Annotated in this window: 14 protein-coding genes and 3 pseudogenes; 10 read left to right on the forward strand and 7 right to left on the reverse strand. The window is 70.0% G+C overall.

The features are described 5' to 3' along the window. On the forward strand, window positions 1-625 hold a 625-nt coding region (locus ACFV4F_RS11640), incomplete at its 5' end, for an IS5 family transposase (protein ID WP_380501761.1). A gap of 50 nt (window positions 626-675) precedes the next feature. On the opposite strand, the gene ACFV4F_RS11645 is transcribed toward ACFV4F_RS11640, so the two are convergent. Continuing rightward, window positions 676-987 (reverse strand): hypothetical protein, encoded by a 312-nt coding sequence (locus ACFV4F_RS11645; protein ID WP_380446031.1) that lies wholly within the window; start codon window positions 985-987, stop codon window positions 676-678. A gap of 370 nt (window positions 988-1,357) precedes the next feature. Continuing rightward, a complete protein-coding gene (locus ACFV4F_RS11650) occupies window positions 1,358-1,780 on the reverse strand; it encodes a hypothetical protein (RefSeq protein WP_380501763.1) in 423 nt (140 codons plus the stop codon). 136 nt (window positions 1,781-1,916) lie between these two features. On the opposite strand from ACFV4F_RS11650, the gene ACFV4F_RS11655 reads away from it, so the two are divergent. Then, window positions 1,917-2,183 carry a GntR family transcriptional regulator gene (locus ACFV4F_RS11655; protein ID WP_380446033.1) on the forward strand — a complete coding sequence of 89 codons (267 nt, stop codon included), beginning with the start codon at window positions 1,917-1,919 and terminating at the stop codon, window positions 2,181-2,183. A gap of 50 nt (window positions 2,184-2,233) precedes the next feature. Here ACFV4F_RS11655 and rfbD read toward each other — a convergent pair whose 3' ends face one another. Further along, window positions 2,234-3,085 (reverse strand): dTDP-4-dehydrorhamnose reductase, encoded by an 852-nt coding sequence (gene rfbD, locus ACFV4F_RS11660; RefSeq protein WP_380501765.1) that lies wholly within the window; start codon window positions 3,083-3,085, stop codon window positions 2,234-2,236. 42 nt (window positions 3,086-3,127) lie between these two features. Here rfbD and ACFV4F_RS11665 point away from each other — a divergent pair, with 42 nt between their 5' ends. Continuing rightward, complete coding sequence (locus tag ACFV4F_RS11665; protein WP_380446035.1) at window positions 3,128-3,979, forward strand: sugar nucleotidyltransferase; 852 nt, start codon at window positions 3,128-3,130, stop codon at window positions 3,977-3,979. Window positions 3,980-4,827: 848 nt separating this feature from the next. On the opposite strand, the gene ACFV4F_RS11670 is transcribed toward ACFV4F_RS11665, so the two are convergent. Continuing rightward, window positions 4,828-5,331: an NUDIX domain-containing protein gene (locus ACFV4F_RS11670; RefSeq protein ID WP_380501961.1), complete on the reverse strand. Its 504-nt coding sequence runs from the start codon at window positions 5,329-5,331 to the stop codon at window positions 4,828-4,830. 1,180 nt (window positions 5,332-6,511) lie between these two features. Here ACFV4F_RS11670 and ACFV4F_RS11675 point away from each other — a divergent pair. From ACFV4F_RS11675 to ACFV4F_RS11695, 5 genes and pseudogenes are all read left to right on the forward strand, one after another. Further along, window positions 6,512-6,736, forward strand: a pseudogene (locus ACFV4F_RS11675) (helix-turn-helix domain-containing protein); the annotation flags it as partial. Window positions 6,737-6,754: 18 nt separating this feature from the next. Beyond that, window positions 6,755-7,594 carry a DUF397 domain-containing protein gene (locus ACFV4F_RS11680; protein WP_380501963.1) on the forward strand — a complete coding sequence of 280 codons (840 nt, stop codon included), beginning with the start codon at window positions 6,755-6,757 and terminating at the stop codon, window positions 7,592-7,594. 373 nt (window positions 7,595-7,967) lie between these two features. After that, window positions 7,968-8,108: pseudogene (locus ACFV4F_RS11685) on the forward strand (ABC transporter permease); the annotation flags it as partial. 447 nt (window positions 8,109-8,555) lie between these two features. Beyond that, a complete protein-coding gene (locus tag ACFV4F_RS11690) occupies window positions 8,556-10,322 on the forward strand; it encodes a WD40 repeat domain-containing protein (RefSeq protein WP_380501767.1) in 1,767 nt (588 codons plus the stop codon). Between the two features lie 105 nt (window positions 10,323-10,427). Then, complete coding sequence (locus ACFV4F_RS11695; RefSeq protein ID WP_380501769.1) at window positions 10,428-11,192, forward strand: maleylpyruvate isomerase family mycothiol-dependent enzyme; 765 nt, start codon at window positions 10,428-10,430, stop codon at window positions 11,190-11,192. 49 nt (window positions 11,193-11,241) lie between these two features. Here the strand turns inward: ACFV4F_RS11695 and ACFV4F_RS11700 are convergent. Next, window positions 11,242-11,379, reverse strand: a pseudogene (locus ACFV4F_RS11700) (IS5/IS1182 family transposase); the annotation flags it as partial. Window positions 11,380-11,459: 80 nt separating this feature from the next. After that, on the reverse strand, window positions 11,460-13,907 hold the full coding sequence (locus tag ACFV4F_RS11705; RefSeq protein WP_380501771.1) for a hypothetical protein: 2,448 nt from the start codon (window positions 13,905-13,907) through the stop codon (window positions 11,460-11,462). A gap of 195 nt (window positions 13,908-14,102) precedes the next feature. On the opposite strand from ACFV4F_RS11705, the gene ACFV4F_RS11710 reads away from it, so the two are divergent. Together ACFV4F_RS11710 and ACFV4F_RS11715 are read left to right on the forward strand one after the other, a co-directional pair. Beyond that, the gene (locus ACFV4F_RS11710) at window positions 14,103-15,029 is read left to right on the forward strand and encodes a hypothetical protein (protein WP_380501773.1); all 927 of its coding nucleotides are present in this window, start codon (window positions 14,103-14,105) and stop codon (window positions 15,027-15,029) included. A 225-nt stretch (window positions 15,030-15,254) separates the two neighbouring features. After that, on the forward strand, window positions 15,255-16,442 hold the full coding sequence (locus tag ACFV4F_RS11715; protein WP_380501775.1) for a CaiB/BaiF CoA transferase family protein: 1,188 nt from the start codon (window positions 15,255-15,257) through the stop codon (window positions 16,440-16,442). 238 nt (window positions 16,443-16,680) lie between these two features. Here the strand turns inward: ACFV4F_RS11715 and ACFV4F_RS11720 are convergent, their stop codons facing one another. Further along, entirely contained in the window at window positions 16,681-17,676 is a 996-nt protein-coding gene (locus ACFV4F_RS11720; RefSeq protein ID WP_380501777.1) for a DUF2278 family protein, read from the reverse strand. Window positions 17,677-17,687: the final 11 nt, after the last annotated feature.

Genomic DNA, 17,687 nt, shown 5'->3' on the forward strand with positions numbered 1-17,687 from the left:
GGAGTGGGAGCGTGACGGCACCACCGAGCAGATCCACGACACGCTCCGTGACCAGTTGCGGGCGAAGAAGGGCCGTCGGATCCTGCCGAGCGCCGCGGTCATCGACGCCCAGTCGGTGAAGGCCTCGCCGAACGCCCCGGCCGACAGCCAGGGCTACGACGGCGGGAAACGGGTCAAGGGCCGCAAGCGCCACATCGCCACCGACACCCTGGGCCTGCTCCTGGTGCTGATCGTCACCGCCGCCGGTGTCCAGGACTCCGCCGGCGGCAAACAGGTCCTGGACACCCTCGCCTCCAGGTGGCCCACGGTGACCAAGGCGTGGGTGGACGCCGGCTACAACAACGCCGTCGTCAGGCATGGTGCCGCTCTGTCCATCGACGTCGAGGTCGTCGCCCGTGACAAGGAGCAGAAGGGCTTCGTCGTCCAGCCGATCCGCTGGCGGGTCGAGCAGACCTTCGGGATCATGTCCCGGTACCGGCGGCTCCATCGCGACTACGAGGAACTGCCGGACCGGTCACGCTCGATGATCCACTGGGCCATGGTCAACTCCATGACCACTCGCCTGACCGCCAGCCCCGACAAAGTCGGGCAATACCTCCGCCCGAAATCGCCTGCGGAAGCCTAAATCAGTATCGAACGCCCTCTGAGACGAAAGCCTGCAGGGTCAGGCCGGGCTCACTCGCCGCACGCGCACTCGTCCTTGTCCCGGCCCGCCATGCGGTTTAGTACTTCCCCAAGCCGCCGGGCCCCGGACGCGGTCCCCTTCAGGAACACCACGCCGTGACCGTCGTCGGACCACCCGGCCTGCGCCCGCACGAGATCGGGTCCTTGAAGGCCCAAGGCGGTAAGAATGGCGTTCAGATGTTCGGCGGTAGCACGCGCTTCCAGCCAGGGTCCTTCGTAGTCGACACCTTCCAGCTTCGGGCCCCCGCCGAGGAAGATCTCACCGTCTTCATCGGGCCGCCCCTCGCCTTCCCACTCCGGCATGTGCTCTTCCCCTGTGCAGACCGTCACGAGCAAACCGTCAGCCCCCGACCGGAGAGGCCGGGGGCTGACGAGTGTAACGGCTGGCAGGAGCGCTAGCGGGCCTGTTGTCTACGACCGGAGGGTTAACGCTCAGTGCCGAACGTCGCCAGGGTTTCGGTCACGATCGGTGGGACTGCCCAACAGTTCAGAGCCCGGTACCGCAGGACCCCGTCCGACCATGGCCGCGGATCGTTCTTCGCCCGCGGCGAGTACTCCACTGAGCAGTAGGCGCCACCCAAGATGGTCCACCCCTCCCGGAGGCGCTGCCGTAGTCCCCGCGTGTTCCCCCGGCGAGTTCCGTCCGCCAGTGCCTTGATGAATGCCCGCGACATCAGGCACGCCGCCCGGCGAGGACCCCCTGGCCGTCGGTCGCGTCATCGAGCCAGTGAAGGGGGTCGGGAAGGTCGAGTTGCGCCGCGAACGCAGCCGCTCGCCGCTGCCGGATCTTCTCCCACTGGCCCGCATGTGCGTCCGCCTGGTGCTTCAACACCGTGGCCTTCTCGGCGGGGGGAGTCTGCTCCCAGGCTTCCAGGTACCGGGGAACGAGCGGAGCCGGTCCCAGGGGCATCGTGCGGGCCAGCAGGTGAGCCGGGATCGGACGGTGCCACCCGCAGATGGCGGGCGCCTCCCGGTACTCCGGGTGGATCGGAATGGCCGGTGTTCCCCGCGCGCCGGCAAGGCCAGGCGCAGAATCCACAGGAACACGAGAACGATAAGCTTGGCCATGTCGTCGCTCCTCGAAAGCGTCGGCCATGCCCCGGGACCGTTGGCGCGGTCGCCGGGGTTCTGTGTTTTTGGTTGCGATTCGACGGTAGCCCGACCTGTCTAAGTTGTCTACACATCTACTTGTCTAAGTTGTCCAAAGATCAGCAAGTGCTTACCCTGCCTGCATGTCCGAGAGTCCCGCGCCGCGCCCGAAGCGGCTTCCGCCGTACCAGGCCGTAGCCGCCGAGCTGATCCGCGAGATCGGCGAAGGCGTCTATGACTCGGACCCCTTCCCGTCGGAAGGCGATCTTGTTGCACGCTTCGGCATGGCGCGGATGACCATTCGCCGGGCCCTCGATGTGCTTCGCGAACAGGGACTCATCACCACCCGATGGGGCAAGGGCTCGATGGTCGTCCCGGCCGACCAGCGGCCGACCTCGGGAATGCGGTAGCCCCCAAGCGAACGGCGGTTTCTAGCGGCCTTTTCCCGTTTCAGACTGGCCTACCGATTGAAGTTGGATTCTTCCAGAGCCAGCCTGAGGCGGTCGTGCCAGGGGCCGAGTTCCCGGATCCCCGTTGTCTGCCACCGCTCGTGGCCCAGCACGGTGTACACGGGGCGCTGCGCGGGCAGCGGGAAGCGGACAGCAGGGATCGGCAGCACCCGTTCCGGAGCCAGGCCGGACAAGCGGAACAGCTCCTTGGCCAGGCCGAACCACGTCGTAGAGCCTCCAGAGGTGCCGTGGTAGATCCCCGGCGGCGCATCACGGCAGCGCCCAAGCGCCACCAACTGCCCGGCCAGATCACGCGCCCACGTTGGCTGCCCGAACTGGTCGTCCACCACGCTCACCGTCTCTCGCTCGGTGGCCAGGCGCAGCATCGTCGCCACGAAGCACGGGCCGCCCGTGCCGTACAGCCAGGCAGTACGCACCACGTACCCGGTGCGGGGCAGCAGGTGTAGCACGGCCATCTCGCCGACCAGCTTGCTACGTCCGTAGGCGTTGAGCGGGCCGGGGGCCGCGTCTTCGCGGTAGGGGGTGCGGGAGGTGCCGGAGAAGACGTAGTCGCTGGAGACGTGAAGCAGGGTGGCTCCGGTGTGGGCGCAGGCCCGCGCGAGGTTCCAGACGCCGTGGCCGTTGACCGCCGTCGCCTCGGCCTCGTTGGCCTCGGCTAAGTCCACTTTCGTGTATCCGGCGCAATTGATCACTGTGTCGTGGCCGTTGACCGCCTTCGCCACCGCGACCGGGTCGGAGATGTCCAGTGCCTGGTGGGTCATTGCGCTGACCTCTTCACCAGCGAGGACCTCTACGACTTCTCGGCCGAGCAGACCCCCCGAACCCGTGATGAGCCACCTCACTCGCCGTCAACTCCCTTGTCCTGGCAGGCGTAGGCTGATCTCATGCGCGGAATCATCCTCACCGGCACCGATGATGACCTGGGGCCCATCACCCAGGTCGTCTGCAAGCTGCTGCTTCCGGTCTTCGATAAGCCGATGGTCTACTACCCGATGGCTGGCCTCATTCAGGCCGGCATCCGGGAGGTTATGGTCATCGCCGCTCGCGAGGATCTGCCGCACCTGCGGCGTTCCCTTGGCGACGGGGACCAGATCGGCATGCGGCTCGAATACGCCGCCCAGCCCGATCCCGGCGACGTCGACCAGGCCCTCGTCACCGCCGCCGACTTCATCGGCACCGAGCCGGTGGCCGTTGTCGCCGGGGACGGCATCTTCCACGGGGACGACCATGTATCCGTCGCCGCCCTCATCTCCGACTTCGCCGCCGATCCCACGGGCGCGCAGATCTTCACGCACCGCGTGGCCGCCCCCGACCATCGCAGCTCCGTGGCCGCTGGGCTGTACCTGTTCGACGGCCAGGCCGCTGCCATCGCCCGCTCCCTGATCCCCTCCCAGCGCCACGCGACGGGCCTCAACCGGGTCAACGCCCACTACATGCGGGCCGGGCAGCTTGCCGAGACTCTTCTGTACCGGGGCACCGCCTGGATGTCGGTCCGCACGGCCGAGGACCTGGACCAGGCGGCCGGGTGGGTGCGGGTCATCGAGGAACGCCAGGGCCTCAAGATCGGCTGCGTCGAGGAATCGGCCTGGCGGGCCGGCCTGATCGACGCCGCCCAGCTGCGCGAGCTGGCCGAGCCACTGCGCAAGAGCGGCTACGGCGACTACCTTCTCGGCCTGCTCGACAATGGCCCCGGTCAACTCCGCCCCCTCGCCTCGTCACGGGAAAGCACACGCTGACGCCGGGCGGATCCGTGGCGCCAACTACCCCCGACGCGGTGGTTGGCGCCCGCCCTCCCGCGTGCCGGTGTGCCTAATGCCGTCAGCGCGAGAGGGAGTCTTATAAGGTGTCAGGCCTTGGGGAGCCGTCCGTCACCGGGGGTCGCCGGTTCGAACGGGAGTCGTTCGGCCCGGGGCGGACGTCCCGGACGGCGCTTCTCGTACGGGTTTTCCATGGCCGGCGGACCGGCGCATCGAATGGTCATGTAGACCGGGCGGGCTCTCTCGAATCGGCGGATGCACACTTCCGTGTAGCGCACTCGTCCGGTCAGGGGGTCTGCGAGTCTCCGGCGACCGAGGACGACCCAAAGGCGGCCGTGCTTGTCTCGGAAACTCCCCTGAATCGGCGGGAGTTCGAGCCGTTCCGCGCACCTGTCAGGTTGGGGGCACTCGCAGTCGCCGGTGTCGACCACCGTTAGGACTTGGGCTTCCGACTCGTAGGAGGGTCCCGGATCGGGCTTCTGTCGAGTCACCGGGTTACCGCCCGTCGGGGTCGTAGGTCACCATGACGTGAGCCCAGTCTTGGCGGCCGATCGGCTTGTACGTCCACCGTCCTTGAGCCTCGGCAATCGGCCGTGCGTGCCGGAGCAGGATTTCGCCGAAGTTCCTCACCTGCACGGGCACCTCGATGTCCCACCACCGTCGGCCGGCGTCCGCGATGAGATGTGCGGCCAACCGCTCGAACGAGTCGGCACTCGTCGACCCATGGACGTCAGACCGGCCCGGCACGCCGGGCAATCCCGGTTGCCCCTGGAAGTAGTAGACGGCACGCCATACCTCGGCAGGTCTCCCCGGACCCGAACTGGCGTTCATGCGCCGTGGCGCTGGTCGGCGGGCTGTCCGATGTAGAGAAGCGGCTGCCTCAGCCCGCTATCCGCGTGGTCGACGGCGATCCGGATACGTGCCGCCATGTACGGCTCTACATGGTTGTCCAACTCGTCCGGGTGCACCCACGCGAGCGCCCGGATCTCCTCGGATGCGCCAACGGAGATGCTCAGTCCGGCCACCTCCGCGTGCGAGGCGAAGCCGCCGTCGCAGATGAAGTTGAAACCCTCCGGGGAGCCGGTGTTGGGGTTGGCCGGAATCTGGTCGACGCCAAGGTGGAAGGCGATGACCCGGCGCATGCCGGTCTCCTCGGCGAGCTCACGCGCGGCAGCGTCCGCTACCTGCTCGCCCTTGTGTACGGCGCCGCCGGGGAGCTGCAATCCCTTCCGATAGGTGGTTTCCTCCAGGAGGATGCGCTTCTTGCCGTCCCTGATCAGGACCAGAGCGCCGATCCGGCGGGCGGGCTGCTGCTGAACCTTGTTGTGCATCACGGACTTCCCTTGAACAGATGGAGGTTGGAGTGCGCGGTCCCGCCCGTCCACGACGGGGGATGCATGTGCAGGCGGGATCGCATCCCGCACCGGGCCGTCCGCCCGGAACAGCCCCGGGCGGAGGTGCGGGGGTTGGATCCCGTCCCGGCCGGCGACTGTCACGGAGGGGGTCGACGAGCGGAACGGAAGTCTGAAGGTGCTACTCGGGGGGGCGGTGCCGACGACCGGCGACGTCGGTCAAGCGCGTGCCGACGAGCGATGACCCGGAGTTCGGAATCGGCGAATTCCACAGCCCTGCGACGACTCGGACTCAGCAGGAGCACAGGTCGGCTCCACTGAAAGACGCCGTGCCAGAGCACGTGGATGCCCATCCTCGGGTCGCGCCAAAGGAGTTGCAGCCAGCGTCCGAGGCGTGCCGGACGACCGTAGGGGTTCACGCGGCAACCGGCGCCGTCTCGCTCCGGCGCTTCCGGCCGCAGACCTGAACGGCGAACTCCTCGGGGTGCGCGCGGAGGTAGTCCGGAGGCAGCAGGTATCCGAAGCGTCGGCAATCGCACGACCACGTGGGGGTGCCGTCCGGTCCCGGGGGGTCGGGCCGGATCACCTCGCCGCAGTCGCATCTGTCCGGCGGCTGGTCACTCATTCGACGCGCCTTTCTACGTGGGAGTTGACCTTGTTGGAGCAGGGACTCGGCGACGACCACGGCCGAGTTGAAGACCGCGCCGAACGTCAGCACGACTACGAGCGCTCGAACCGCGTACGACTGTCCGCGTATCGCTGAGTCCGCCACCAGTCCGGCGACCAGTCCGGCTACTACGGTCATGCTGACTAGCGCCGCGCAGACCTGGGGCGGTCTCACGAGTCCGTCTGGCGGGGCGCTCCGGCCGGATCGGCGTACTCCAGATCCGGGGGCACGGGTCGGACGTCGATCGGATCTGCCGTCCACTCGCATCCGCCGGCCGCCGGACGGAGGTAGCGCTGACCGCCAACGGTGTCCATGTAGACACCGGTCCGCCGGCTGCGCCGATCAAAGACGAGTTGCCCACCATGGGGCGTGAAGAGGTCCATGCCGCCGCCCTTCGGTCACTGCTGCGCGGTAACCAGACAACTGCATGGGGTAGGGGGTCGTGTATACCTGGCATGAGGACAAACGAGCTGTCCCGATTGGAGGTTGGCGTTGGCCGGTCGACGTGCAAAGCCCCGCAAGGTCACCCTCAGCCCGGCTGTATGGGCTTGGCTGCTGAGCGACACTCGTGAGCGTGCAGGAATCTCGTGTGCGGAGCTAGGCCGGAGGGTCAGGTACAGCTCCAGCTACGTCACGAAGGTTGAAGGCCTAGAGCGCGGACCCGTAAGGGGGTTCGCTGAGGCCTGTGATGCCGCCCTGGGCGCCGCCGGACAGCTGACCGCCGCATGGGACCGAGTGGACTGGAAACGAGAGATCCAGCACCCCGACTGGTTTGATCTCTACGCCGGTCTCGAAGCCAAGTCGGTGGGGGTGCGGGGCTACGACATCGGGCGAATTTGGGGACTTCTGCAAACAGCGTCGTACGCTCGCGCCCTCGTGCGCTACTTCAAAGGTCCGGCCGCCGACCCCGTCAGCGTTGAGAAAACCGTGCGTGCTCGATTGGCACGGCAAGAACGCTTCCTTGACCCGGACGGGCCGCCTCTCGTGTCAGTGCTCAACGAAGGTGTCATCCGGCAAGTCGTCGGGGGCCCGGAGGTAATGCACGAACAACTGCAACACCTGCTGGACCTCCCGCAGCAGTATTCGAACATCAACATCCATGTCGCCCCGTTCTCGTTGGGCGAGCGAACCGGGGCTACAGGAACCATCACGCTCATAGAGCTGACGGATGGCGAGCGATGGGCCTACGCGGAGAGCCTGGGAAGCGGCCACATGATCAACAATGCCGCCGCCGTGGCTGAACGCTTCCGGGCCTATGATCGGCTTCGTGCAGAGTCTCTGTCTGCCTCCGACTCCGCCCGCTTGATCCACTCCGTCATGAGAGGGCTTAGGAACATGACCAGCAGTCCCGTGCCGACGTTCTACGCTACCCGCCACGCCAACTGGAAGAAGAGCACTTACAGCGAGGGGGACGGCGGCAACTGCATTGAGGCTGCCCTGAATCTCGCCACGGTTGATGGCGTTGTGCCCGTGCGGGACTCGAAGGACCGGAGCGGCCCCGAGCTGGAGATCAGCGCCGCCGGGTGGTCTGCCTTCGTCTCCGCTGTCCGTGCCGGAGAGTTCGGAGCTCTTTGAGCTGAGCAGACGCAGCCCCCTGTCAGAGGCAGGGGGCTGCGTTGTGTCTACTGCGCAGATCGGCTGCCGCGCGACGGTGGAGGCCGGGGGCGGGAAGCTTTACGCACCTCCCACTGGCGGAACCCGAGTCGGGCAAGCCCGGGGGGCCACTCGGCCAAATTGCGGTCAGGCCCAAGAGCCCTGACCGAGTCGCGCCAGCTTACGGCCCCCCGGACATGCCCGACCCCACCACCGGCAGGACACCGCCCAAAGCTTCCCGCCCCCTCGTGGGCAGCCGCTCGCCCGATCGTCGCCCGCCACCGACAGGTAGCCTGATGAACGGCCGCCGGCCCGCCCGCAGGCGGCAGAAATAGGTTGTGAAGAAGACTTGACCCAGGCCATCACGATGCCGCTCTTCTTCGGCTCCAACGCCCTCTACCCCGTCGACCTGATGCCCGGCTGGCTGCAAGCGGTCAGCAAGGCCAATCCCCTCAGCTACCAGGTCGACGCCCTGCGCGGCCTCCTGATCGGCACCCGTCCCACCGGCCGCTCGACTTCGATGCCAAGCCGCTCATGCTCGAAACCCTGACCATGACCGCGGGCTTGGAACCCGCGCGGATTGGCGGAAGCGGGATGCCGGCGGGGTCCAGGCAGGGGCCTGCGCCATGTGCGATGGTGACACTTCGTCTTCGCGTGCCTGCGCTCGCGTCCTGGCGGCGCCCTGCCCATGCGCAGGCGAGGGTCTGGCGGTCGTGCTATCTGCGGTGCTCCGGGTACGGCTACTGTGCCGGTCATGTCCGATGATCTGCGGGACATCCGCCCGTGTGCTGAATCCGCCGTGGCCGCCCAGCGGTTGGCCGATCCCGGGTTCCTGGTGAACGCGGACCCGGGGGCGGTGACGGCATTGCTGGATGCGGCGTCGGGTCCGGCGGCGCGATTGGCCGCGTCGGTGTACCGGGCCTCGGCAGAGTTGCATCGTGACGTGACCGCGGGGGTACGCCGGCAGCTGCTGGCGCTGGACGCGGCCCGTTACGGGGACCGGGAGCTGTCGGCGCGGATCACCGCAGTACCGGTGGAGGGCGAACCCGCCGCACCGTGGGGCGTCGAGTGGGCCACCGGCTCCCAGCTCGACCGGTCCGTGCGTCGCATTCCGACCCCCCACAGCACCGATGCGTTGCTGGCGGTGGCGACGGCCGTGCTCGACGGCCGCCCCGTCGCCGTCACCGGCAGCTCCATGGCGGTCGGCGGCGGTTCCGAGCGGACCGTGCGGGTCTGGGACCTGACCACCGACCAGCAGATCGGCGAACCCCTCACCGGTCACACCGGCGAGGTGTGCGCGGTGGCGGCGGCGGTGGTCGACGGCCGCCCTGTGGCGCTCTCCGGCAGTGGTGACCGGACCGTGCGGGTCTGGGACCTGGCCACGCGCGAGCAGATCGGCGAGCCGCTCACCGGCCACACAGCTGCGGTGGCGGCTGTGGCGACGGCGGTGGTCGACGGCCGCCCTGTGGCGGTCACCGGCAGTGGTGACCGGACCGTGCGGGTCTGGGACTTGACCACGCGCGAGCAGATCGGCGAGCCGCTCATCGGCCACACCCATGGTGTGTGCGCCGTGGCGACGGCGGTGCTCGACGGCCGTCCCGTCGGCGTCACCGGCGGCCACGACAAGACCGTGCGGGTCTGGGACCTGACCACGCGTGAACAGATCGGCGAACCCCTCACCGGCCACACAGCTGCGGTGCGAGCGCTGGCGACGGGGGTGGTCGACGGCCGCCCCGTGGCAGTCACCGCCAGCGAGGACGAGACGGTGCGGGTATGGGATCTGACCACCGGCCGGCAGATCGGCCGACCCCTCACCGGTCACGACGGCTGGGTGTTGTCGGTGGTCACGACAACGATCGAAGGCCGCCCCTGCATCGTCAGCGGAGGCGAGGACTGGACGCTCCAGGTGTGGGACCTGGCCACGGGCGAGCAGGTCGGCGAGCCGGTGAACGGCCATACCGACAAGGTCCGGGCGATGACGACGGCAGTGCTGGACGGCCGTCCCCACGTGATCGCCGGCAGCCAGGACGGGATGGTGCGGGTGTGGGACCTGACCACGGCCGGCCAGGTGGGAGAGCCCCCGACGGGCCACACCGGCGAGGTGAACGCGGTGGCGACGGCGGTGCTCGACGGCCGCCCCCTGGCGGTCACGGGCGGCGCCGACGGCACGGTGCGGGTCTGGGACCTGACCGCCGGTCGGCAGATTGGCCAACCCCTCACCGGCCAGGACGACTGGGTGTCGGCGGTGGCGACGGCGGTGGTCGACGGCTGCCCCGTCGCGGTCACCGGCAGCAACGTCCGGGTATGGGACCTGAGCACGCGCGAGCAGATCGGCGAGCCGCTCACCAGCGACGAGGAGGGGGTGCAAGCGGTGGCGGTGGCGGTGGTCGAGGGCCGCACCCTGGCGGTCAGCGGCGGCGCCGACGGCACCGTGTGGGTCTGGGACCTGGCCACGCGCGAGCAGATCGGCCAACCCCTCACCGGCCACACCGACGAGGTGAACGCGGTGACGACGGCCGTGGTCGACGGCCGCCCCCTGGCGGTGACCGGCGGCGACGACGGCACGGTGCGGGTCTGGGACCTGACCGCCGGCGACCAGGTCGGGCCGGAGCTGGTGTTCCCGCTGCCGGTCTGCGCGGTGGCCGTGGTGCCGGACGGTCGGTTGGTGGTGGGCTTCGGCTGGGAGGTCGCGGTGTTGGCCCGCCGTTGACCGGGCCCCGCACAAACGTCTCGCAGTACGGGGAAGCCCCAACGCCTGTCTGCGCGGGTTGTTAATCGAGTGCGAGAGTTCCGGTCCGGGTGATACAAGGTTTGCGTGACTGAGCAATTCTCCTTCCCCACCCTGCTGCGGATGATTGACGAGCGTTCCGCCGCGTTCCGCGCCGCCGTCGCCGCGGCCCCCAGCCTCGACGCCGACGTCCCGTCCTGCCCGGGCTGGACGCTGTACGACCTGGCGAACCACCTCAGTGAGGGGGACCGCTTCTGGGCCTACATCGTGCTGAACACCGCGCCGGGCGACGAGCGGCCGAGCAAGGACGGGCTGGCGGCGCCCAGGGAGCGCGAGGCCCTCATAACCTGGCTGGCCGACTCGACGGAACAGCTGCTTGCCGCTCTGCGCGAGGCCGGCCCGGACCGGACCTGCTGGGCCTGGTGGGAGCCGCTGGCCTCGCCGCACACGGGGGCCGCCGTGGCCCGCCGCCGCGTCCACGAGTCGCTGATCCACACCTACGACGCCCAGCTGGCCTCCGGTACGCCGCAGGAGCTGCCGACGACCGAGGCGGTCGACGCCATCGAGGAGTTCCTCGCCACCGTCTGCACCGTCACGGTCCCGTGGCCGCACGAGCCCGCCACCATGGACTACCACGCAGCCGGGGCCGGCTCCTGGCGCCAGACGGTGGACGCCGCCGGGTCCCGCTTCACCCGCCTCACCGCGGCGGAGGCCGCCGAGAGCAAGCCCACCGCCGCCATCCACGGCACGGCGAGCGAGATGGCCCTGCTCATGTACATGCGTATCCCGAACGACTCGCTGCGGATGGAGGGCGACGCCGACCTGCTCCAGCAGCTGCAGAACGGCGGCTGAAACGGACTGGCAAATGGATCACTTGAGACGTCGGGTGGTGCGGCGGCAGACGGGACTTGGCGCTGTCGTAGCCGCGGTCGAGGTCGACGTTGACGGTCTCCGGCATCGCGCCGACCTGTGCCTGTGCCGCGTCCGGAGTGGGGCCGAGCAGGGGTGAATCGTGCCGGTCGGGCCCGTCGGAGACGATCCGATCGACGACCGCGAGCGGTGAGAGCAGACGCCCCCACGCCCTGGACGGCCAGGGCGTGGGGGCGTGCGGCGTGCTGGTCAGCCGGTGGTGTTGCGGCGTCGGCGGAGCCAGACCAGGGCCGTCCCGGCTGCCGTGAGGGCGGCGGCGGTTCCGGCGACGCCGGTGATCCGGAGGCCGGTGGAGGCGAGGCTGCCGCCACCACCGCCACTGCCGGTTCCGGCGGGCGGCGGGGTGGTTCCGCCGACACCGCCGTCACCGCCGTCACCGGCTCCACCGGTTCCGCCCGTGCTGCCGCTCGGGGTCGGTGCCGGGGGCCCAGTGGGCGTCGGTGTCGGGCTGGTGGTCGGTTCGCCCGTCGGGGTCTGCGTCGGTGCCGGAGTCCCCGTCGGCGTCCCGGTCCCGGTCGGGGTCGGCGTAGGCGTCGGGGTAGGCGTGGGCGTCGGGGTCGGAGTGGGCGTGGGCGTCGGGTCGCCGCTGGTGCCGGCCTGACCGCTGTTGTCGCCGCCCATGACGGTGATCCCGTCGTCCTTGTACGACAGCGCCTCGCTCTTCGCGTGCTGCGTGACATCGTCCAGGTTCGGCTTCGCGGCCTGGAAAGCGGCCTGGTCGATCTTCTGCTGCGGCTGCTGCTGGAAGTCGACCCCGCCGACGATGTAGGTGTAGACCGTTCCCCCGAGCGGGAGCTGGTACGTGAAGTCGCCCTCGGTGAACGACTTGCGCATCTCGCGCCACACGGTCATCTTGTCCCAGCCGGCGTTCGTGCCGCGCAGCGGCCACTTCGACACGTCGTTGCTGTCGATGACCTTGGTGAACGCCCCGCCGAAGGCCGTCGGGTCCTTCGCGACCGTCTGGCGGACGTACTCCGCGCCGATGCGGGCCTTGTAGACGCGGCGCAGGTCCGCGTACCTGGGGTCCTCGTTCACCTCCTTCTCCACGATCGGCAGGATCGTGGAGCGGTAGACGTCCATGTTGTGGTCGATCTGCTCCTTGGTCAGGTTGCAGCCCGTGCCGGGGCCCGAGCTGGTGTAGTCCTGGGCCACCGTCTTGACCTCGAGCGGGCTGTCGAGGATGTAGACGCCGTCGTCCTGGACGCGCACCTTGGCCTGCTTGGGCACGATCCAGTTGCGGGTGGAGTTCATGCACGGCAGTCCGTCGATCCGGGAGATGCCGTACCAGAACTTGTTCCCGGCGTCCGTCTTCGGGTCCTCGGCGCGGCCGAAGTCGCGCTTCATCGCGAGGTCGGCCTCCAGCAGCACCCGCCCGGCGTCCGTCCCGTCGAACGGCGACTGCATGATCGTGTTCGGGTCGTCGGGGTTGAGGTTGACCCAGAAGTGGTCCGGGGTGAGCGCGAGCCAGGTGAAGAAGGCGTCCGAGACGAGCTGCGCCTTCTCCTGTCCGCCGAAGCCGGGGTGCTCCTCCTCGTCGGTGTTGCTCGCGCTGAAGGCGTACTTGAGGTCCCCGGCCTTGGTCTGGCCGATGTAGGAGAGGTCGAGGGTGGAGAAGTCGATGCCGCCGGGTCGGCGGATGTCCTGCTCGGGCTCCTCGATCAGGCCGTTCGTCCGCTGGGCCTCCTGCTCCGCCTCCTCCGGTGTCGGGGCCGAGCCCTCCACCATGTCGGTGCCCGCGCCGACGGACGGCTTGGCCGGGTCCACGGTCATCGTGCCGGGGGCCTGGCGCATGTACGGGGTCTGCCTGAACTGCGGCTCCGGGGTGGCCGAGTGCCGGTAATAGTCCACTCCGGCGCTCTTGTACTTGGCGATCGTCCTGGCGTTCGGCTGCTGGCCGTTGATGTAGACGACCTTCCAGCCGCGCTTGACCAGGGCCTCGTCCACCGGCAGCTGGGCCTTGTCGTAGCCGATGCCGGACTTGATCTCGTAGATCGTCCTGGTCCGCATGTTGACGGCGTCGAAGAGCCGGTTGCCCTTGGGGAACCGGTCGCCGAGCTCGTCCTTCAGCTCCTGGTAGAGCTTCTCGTCGAGGTCCTTGAGGCTGCCCTGGCAGATCCAGTCGACCCCGCCGAGGTTGAAGTAGCGCACGACCTCGCGTTCGTAGGCGTCGCCGCGCTTGTTGTTGCCCACGTTCCGGGTGTAGACGCTGTTCAGCCAGCTGTTGAAGCTGCCCTTGTACGGCTTGTTGCCGGCCTGCTTCTGCATCCAGGTCGCGACCGCGTTCTCGATGCTGCCCCATTCGTACTTCTTCGGGTCCGACCCCTGGGGCAGCGGGACCTGGGACGGATCGGTCAGGCCGTCGAAACCCTTGGGCGGCAGGTCGTACGGGTAGAGCCGCTGCTCGGCGTCCGGGGTGGCCCACTGGCCGGAGCCGGTGGGCCGATAGCCGGGGAGCGTGGACTGGTCCGGCGGCGTCGGCGTGGTGCCGTACTTGTCCTGGCAGCGCGTGATGGACGGCGCCGCCTCGGCGTGCTCCTGCAGGCCGGGCAGGCCGGCGAACACGAGCGCGGTGATCCCGAGGACGACGGCCGTGGCCTGCGCCGCCAGCAGTCCCCTGGTGCGTAACGGTTGTCGCACGGTGTGGCGATCCCCCTGCGGGGGCCGAGGGTCGGACATGCGGCCGGTGGCGTGCGGCCCCCGTCGACACGTCCCCGGCGGCGCCACCCTAGCCGCGGCACGGCGGGGATTCGACGGCTTTACAGATCGCCCACAGAAGCCACAATTTTGGCTGAAGTCACGGGAGTTGTCGGCACAGGCCTTAGGCTGACGGGCATGAGCGATGATCACGGCGGGGCGGGGGAGCGGTTGCTGGAGGACTGGCTGGAGGACCTGCCGCTCCTGGTCGCACGCCTGGAGCAGGTGCACGTACCGGACGGCTTCGTCCTCGACTACGGCACGGACTCGCTGGCCGCCCTGGAGCGGGCGCTGCTCGACGAACCCGGCGGACCGGACGAGGACTTCGCGCGCGCGGCGGCCGGGTACGCGGGAGAGGTGCTGATGGGCGTTTGCGGCGGGCGGTGGGCCGTGGAGGCCGGGCCGGCCGTGCTCCCCGACCCGGCGCTGGGCCTGCCACCGCTGTCGGTCGGCCTGCTGGTCGACGTGGCGCTCGCGGAGCGCAGCGGCGAGGTGTTCGGCCGGGAGTACGAGCGGCTGCTGGCCGCTGTTGCCGCGGTCCGCGCCGTCGAGTCCGACTGGGCGCCCGAGAAGGAGGCTTCACCGCTGGACCCGGTCGGTCCGCAGCCCGACGACCCGGAACTGGCCGACTGGCTGCGCGAGCGCCGGGCCGCGTTCGGGGCATGGGCGGGGCAACTGCGGGGAGGCCGGGACGCGTACGACTTCTCCCTGGCCAGCCTCGACGCGCTGGAACGGGAGGTGCGGGCCCGGTGTGCCGGGGCGGGAGCGTTCGACGCGGAGCCGGGCGGGCCGTTCCCGGGCGGCCCGTTCCTGGCCGGCGCGGTCTGGTACCTCGGCCAGGTCGTCTGCCTGCGGTGCGACTCCGTCTGGCTCCACTGGCCCGTCGACCCCGCCGCCGAGCCCGGCAGCCACCACCACCCCGACAACCCGTGGTCCGGCATCCCCTTCACCCACCAGCCGCACCGTCGCAACGCCCAGGCGTTCAACCCGCTGGCCGAACTCCGCGGCCTGATCCGCTACGGCGACGGCTACCACCTGCGGAACATCGTGCCCGCCGTCCGCTGACGGGTGTCGGTTGGAGCCGGAGCGTTCAGCGGTTGCCTCGATCGACGGCTACCCGACGTATGCCTGGCCCACGGGCCTGCTGCACCTGCCACGTCCGGTGCCGGCCCGCGACCGGAGGGAGGCCCGGCCGGGGGCCGATGACGGGGCGTCCGGCAGAGGGCGAGACGGACTGAACTGGCCCGCCCGCGGGTAGGTCACGATCCGTTCACGAGGGAGGGAGTCGAGGTGTCGCTGCCGCTGGCGGGTGTCACGGTGATCGCGTTGGAGCAGGCGGTGGCCGCGCCGCTGGCGAGCAGGCACCTGGCCGACCTCGGAGCGAGGGTGGTCAAGATCGAGCGGCCGGACGGCGGCGACTTCGCCCGCGGCTACGACCACAGCGTCAACGGGTTGGCCAGCCACTTCGTCTGGCTGAACCGCGGCAAGGAGTCGGTCGCCCTCGACCTGAAGGCGCCGGAGGGCCGAGCCGTGCTGGCCGACCTGGTGGCCGGCGCCGACGTCTTCCTGCAGAACCTCGCGCCCGGCGCCGCCGCCCGCCTGGGCTTAGGCTCCGCCGAACTGCGGGCCCGGCACCCCCGGTTGGTCACCGTCGACCTCTCCGGCTACGGCTCCGGCGGCCCCTACCAGGACAAGCGCGCCTACGACATGCTGATCCAGTGCGAGTCCGGCCTCGCCTCGGTGACGGGCCCGCCCGACCGGCCGTCGAAGACCGGGGTGCCGAGCTCGGACATCGCCGCCGGGATGTACGCGCTGACGGCGACGCTCGGCGCGCTGGTCGGCCGTGCCGCAACGGGGCAGGGTGCCGCGATCGAGGTGTCGATGTTCGAGGCGACGGCCGAGTGGCTGGGCCACCAACTCCACTACACCCAGGGCGCGGGCCGCTCGCCGGGCCGCGCGGGCCTCTCCCACCCGGCCATCGCGCCGTACGACGCCTACCCGACCGCCGACGGCCGCGAGGTCATGATCGGCATCCAGAACGACCGCGAGTGGGCCCGCTTCGCCACCGGCTTCCTGGACCGCCCGGACCTGGCCGACGACCCGGAGTGGGCCACCAACGTCGCCCGGGTGCGCCGCCGCCGACTGGTCGACGCCCTGGTGGGCGGCCGGACGGCGACCATGACGGCCGACGAGGCGATCAAGCTCCTGGACACGCTCGCCATCGCCTCCGCCCGGCTGAACGACGTCGCCGACCTCCTGCACCACCCCCAGCTCGCCGCCCGCGACCGCTGGCGTTCGGTGACCACCCCGGTCGGCGAAGTCCGCAGCCTGCTGCCGCCGTTCGGCTTCGCCGGCATCGAACTCCCCATGGGCCCCGTCCCCGCCCTCGGCGCCCACACCGACGCGGCCCTGCGCGGGCTCGGCTACTCCGACGAGCGGATCGCCGCGCTCCGCGCGAGCGGGGTAGCGGGGGTGTAGGGCCCGCCTCTCACCGTCCCGGACGGCGCGAGTCGTGACTCCGCTGCGCGCCTCGTTCCACTCATGGCCGACGGCTGGGCTTCAGCCCTGCACCAGCAGGTCTCGGCGCTCGGCAGCGCCACCTGACGAAGGAGTCATGCATGTCGTCCGACGGGCACCGGCCCTCGGACAGAGGGCCGTCCCGCCTGGTAAGGCTGTCGCCGCGACGTGCTCCCAGGCCAGGGCGGCCCTCGAACCCTCAGAAGGTGAGGGTCTGGCCGGGGACGGAGGCCTGTTTCCGGGTGTAGGCGACGCCGTGGACCTTGAGGCCGGACGGGTCGAGGAGGGTGATCGCGCCGCCGTCGGCGCCCAGTCGGAAGCCGTTCGCGGCCGGGAAGGTGGTGGAGGTGCCCGGCTGGAGCTCGGTGTCGGGCAGGGGGAGCACGTTCTGCTGCTGGTCGCTGAGGTGCCATCCCTGGAGGCTGATCGGCGTGGCCGAGGTGTTGACCAGGGTGACCGTCTCGGGCGCCGGGGCGACCGGGTTGACCAGGGCGGCCGAGATCCGCATCGGCTCCTGGTGCGGGGTGGTGGGCCGGGTGGGGGCCAGGGCGTGGCCGGTGGTGTCGTCGGTGTGCCACGCCTGGGACTGGAAGGCCAGGAAGATCGCCACCCAGCGGTTCTCCGAGGCCACGTGCAGCAGCAGGCCGCCGTCCTGCCAGACCCCGTCGTCGCCGGCGTGCCCCGCGTCGTTGCCCTGGTTCATGTGGATGTCGTGGACACCGTTGCCGGGCTGGAAGCCGAACACCTTGTCGCCGGCGTCGGTGGGCCAGCGCTGGCCGAAGACGTAGAGGCCGATGGTCTGGTCGGCGATGGCGCGCTGCACGTAGTGGTCGAGCAGGTCCTCCAGGTCGTTGTTGAGGCCGGGAACGTCGGCCGGCAGAACGCGCATGGTGGCCGGGTCGAAGAGGTTCCCGCGGATGAAGTCCAGGCTGGCTGTGCCGGGCCGGGACGGCTCGGGGTGCCAGCCGCTGCCGGCCGGCGGGAGCAGCTGGATCAGCGGGTGGTGGAAGTCGTCGATGGCGACGTACAGCAGGTTCGGCGGCGTGGTCTGCGACCTGACGTTCACGGCGATCCGGTAGTCGGTGCCGCCGTCGTCGCGTACGTGGATCTGGTAGTGCGGCGTCGAGACCTGCGCCGCCTCGCGCGTGCTCTCGATGGCTTTGGCGGCGAGCACACCGTAGTTGACCAGGGGCATGTGTCGTCCTC

This window comes from Kitasatospora sp. NPDC059722 (genome assembly GCF_042733235.1).
Taxonomy (GTDB): domain Bacteria; phylum Actinomycetota; class Actinomycetes; order Streptomycetales; family Streptomycetaceae; genus Kitasatospora.

Excerpts from the sequence above, each read along its gene's own strand:
- ACFV4F_RS11655 (WP_380446033.1), top strand. The coding sequence starts at position 1,917 with ATGTCCGAGAGTCCCGCGCCGCGCCCGAAGCGGCTTCCGCCGTACCAG.
- ACFV4F_RS11665 (WP_380446035.1), top strand. The coding sequence starts at position 3,128 with ATGCGCGGAATCATCCTCACCGGCACCGATGATGACCTGGGGCCCATC.
- ACFV4F_RS11650 (WP_380501763.1), bottom strand. The coding sequence starts at position 1,780 with ATGGCCGACGCTTTCGAGGAGCGACGACATGGCCAAGCTTATCGTTCT.
- ACFV4F_RS11720 (WP_380501777.1), bottom strand. The coding sequence starts at position 17,676 with ATGCCCCTGGTCAACTACGGTGTGCTCGCCGCCAAAGCCATCGAGAGC.
- ACFV4F_RS11645 (WP_380446031.1), bottom strand. The coding sequence starts at position 987 with ATGCCGGAGTGGGAAGGCGAGGGGCGGCCCGATGAAGACGGTGAGATC.
- ACFV4F_RS11670 (WP_380501961.1), bottom strand. The coding sequence starts at position 5,331 with ATGCACAACAAGGTTCAGCAGCAGCCCGCCCGCCGGATCGGCGCTCTG.
- ACFV4F_RS11710 (WP_380501773.1), top strand. The coding sequence starts at position 14,103 with ATGAGCGATGATCACGGCGGGGCGGGGGAGCGGTTGCTGGAGGACTGG.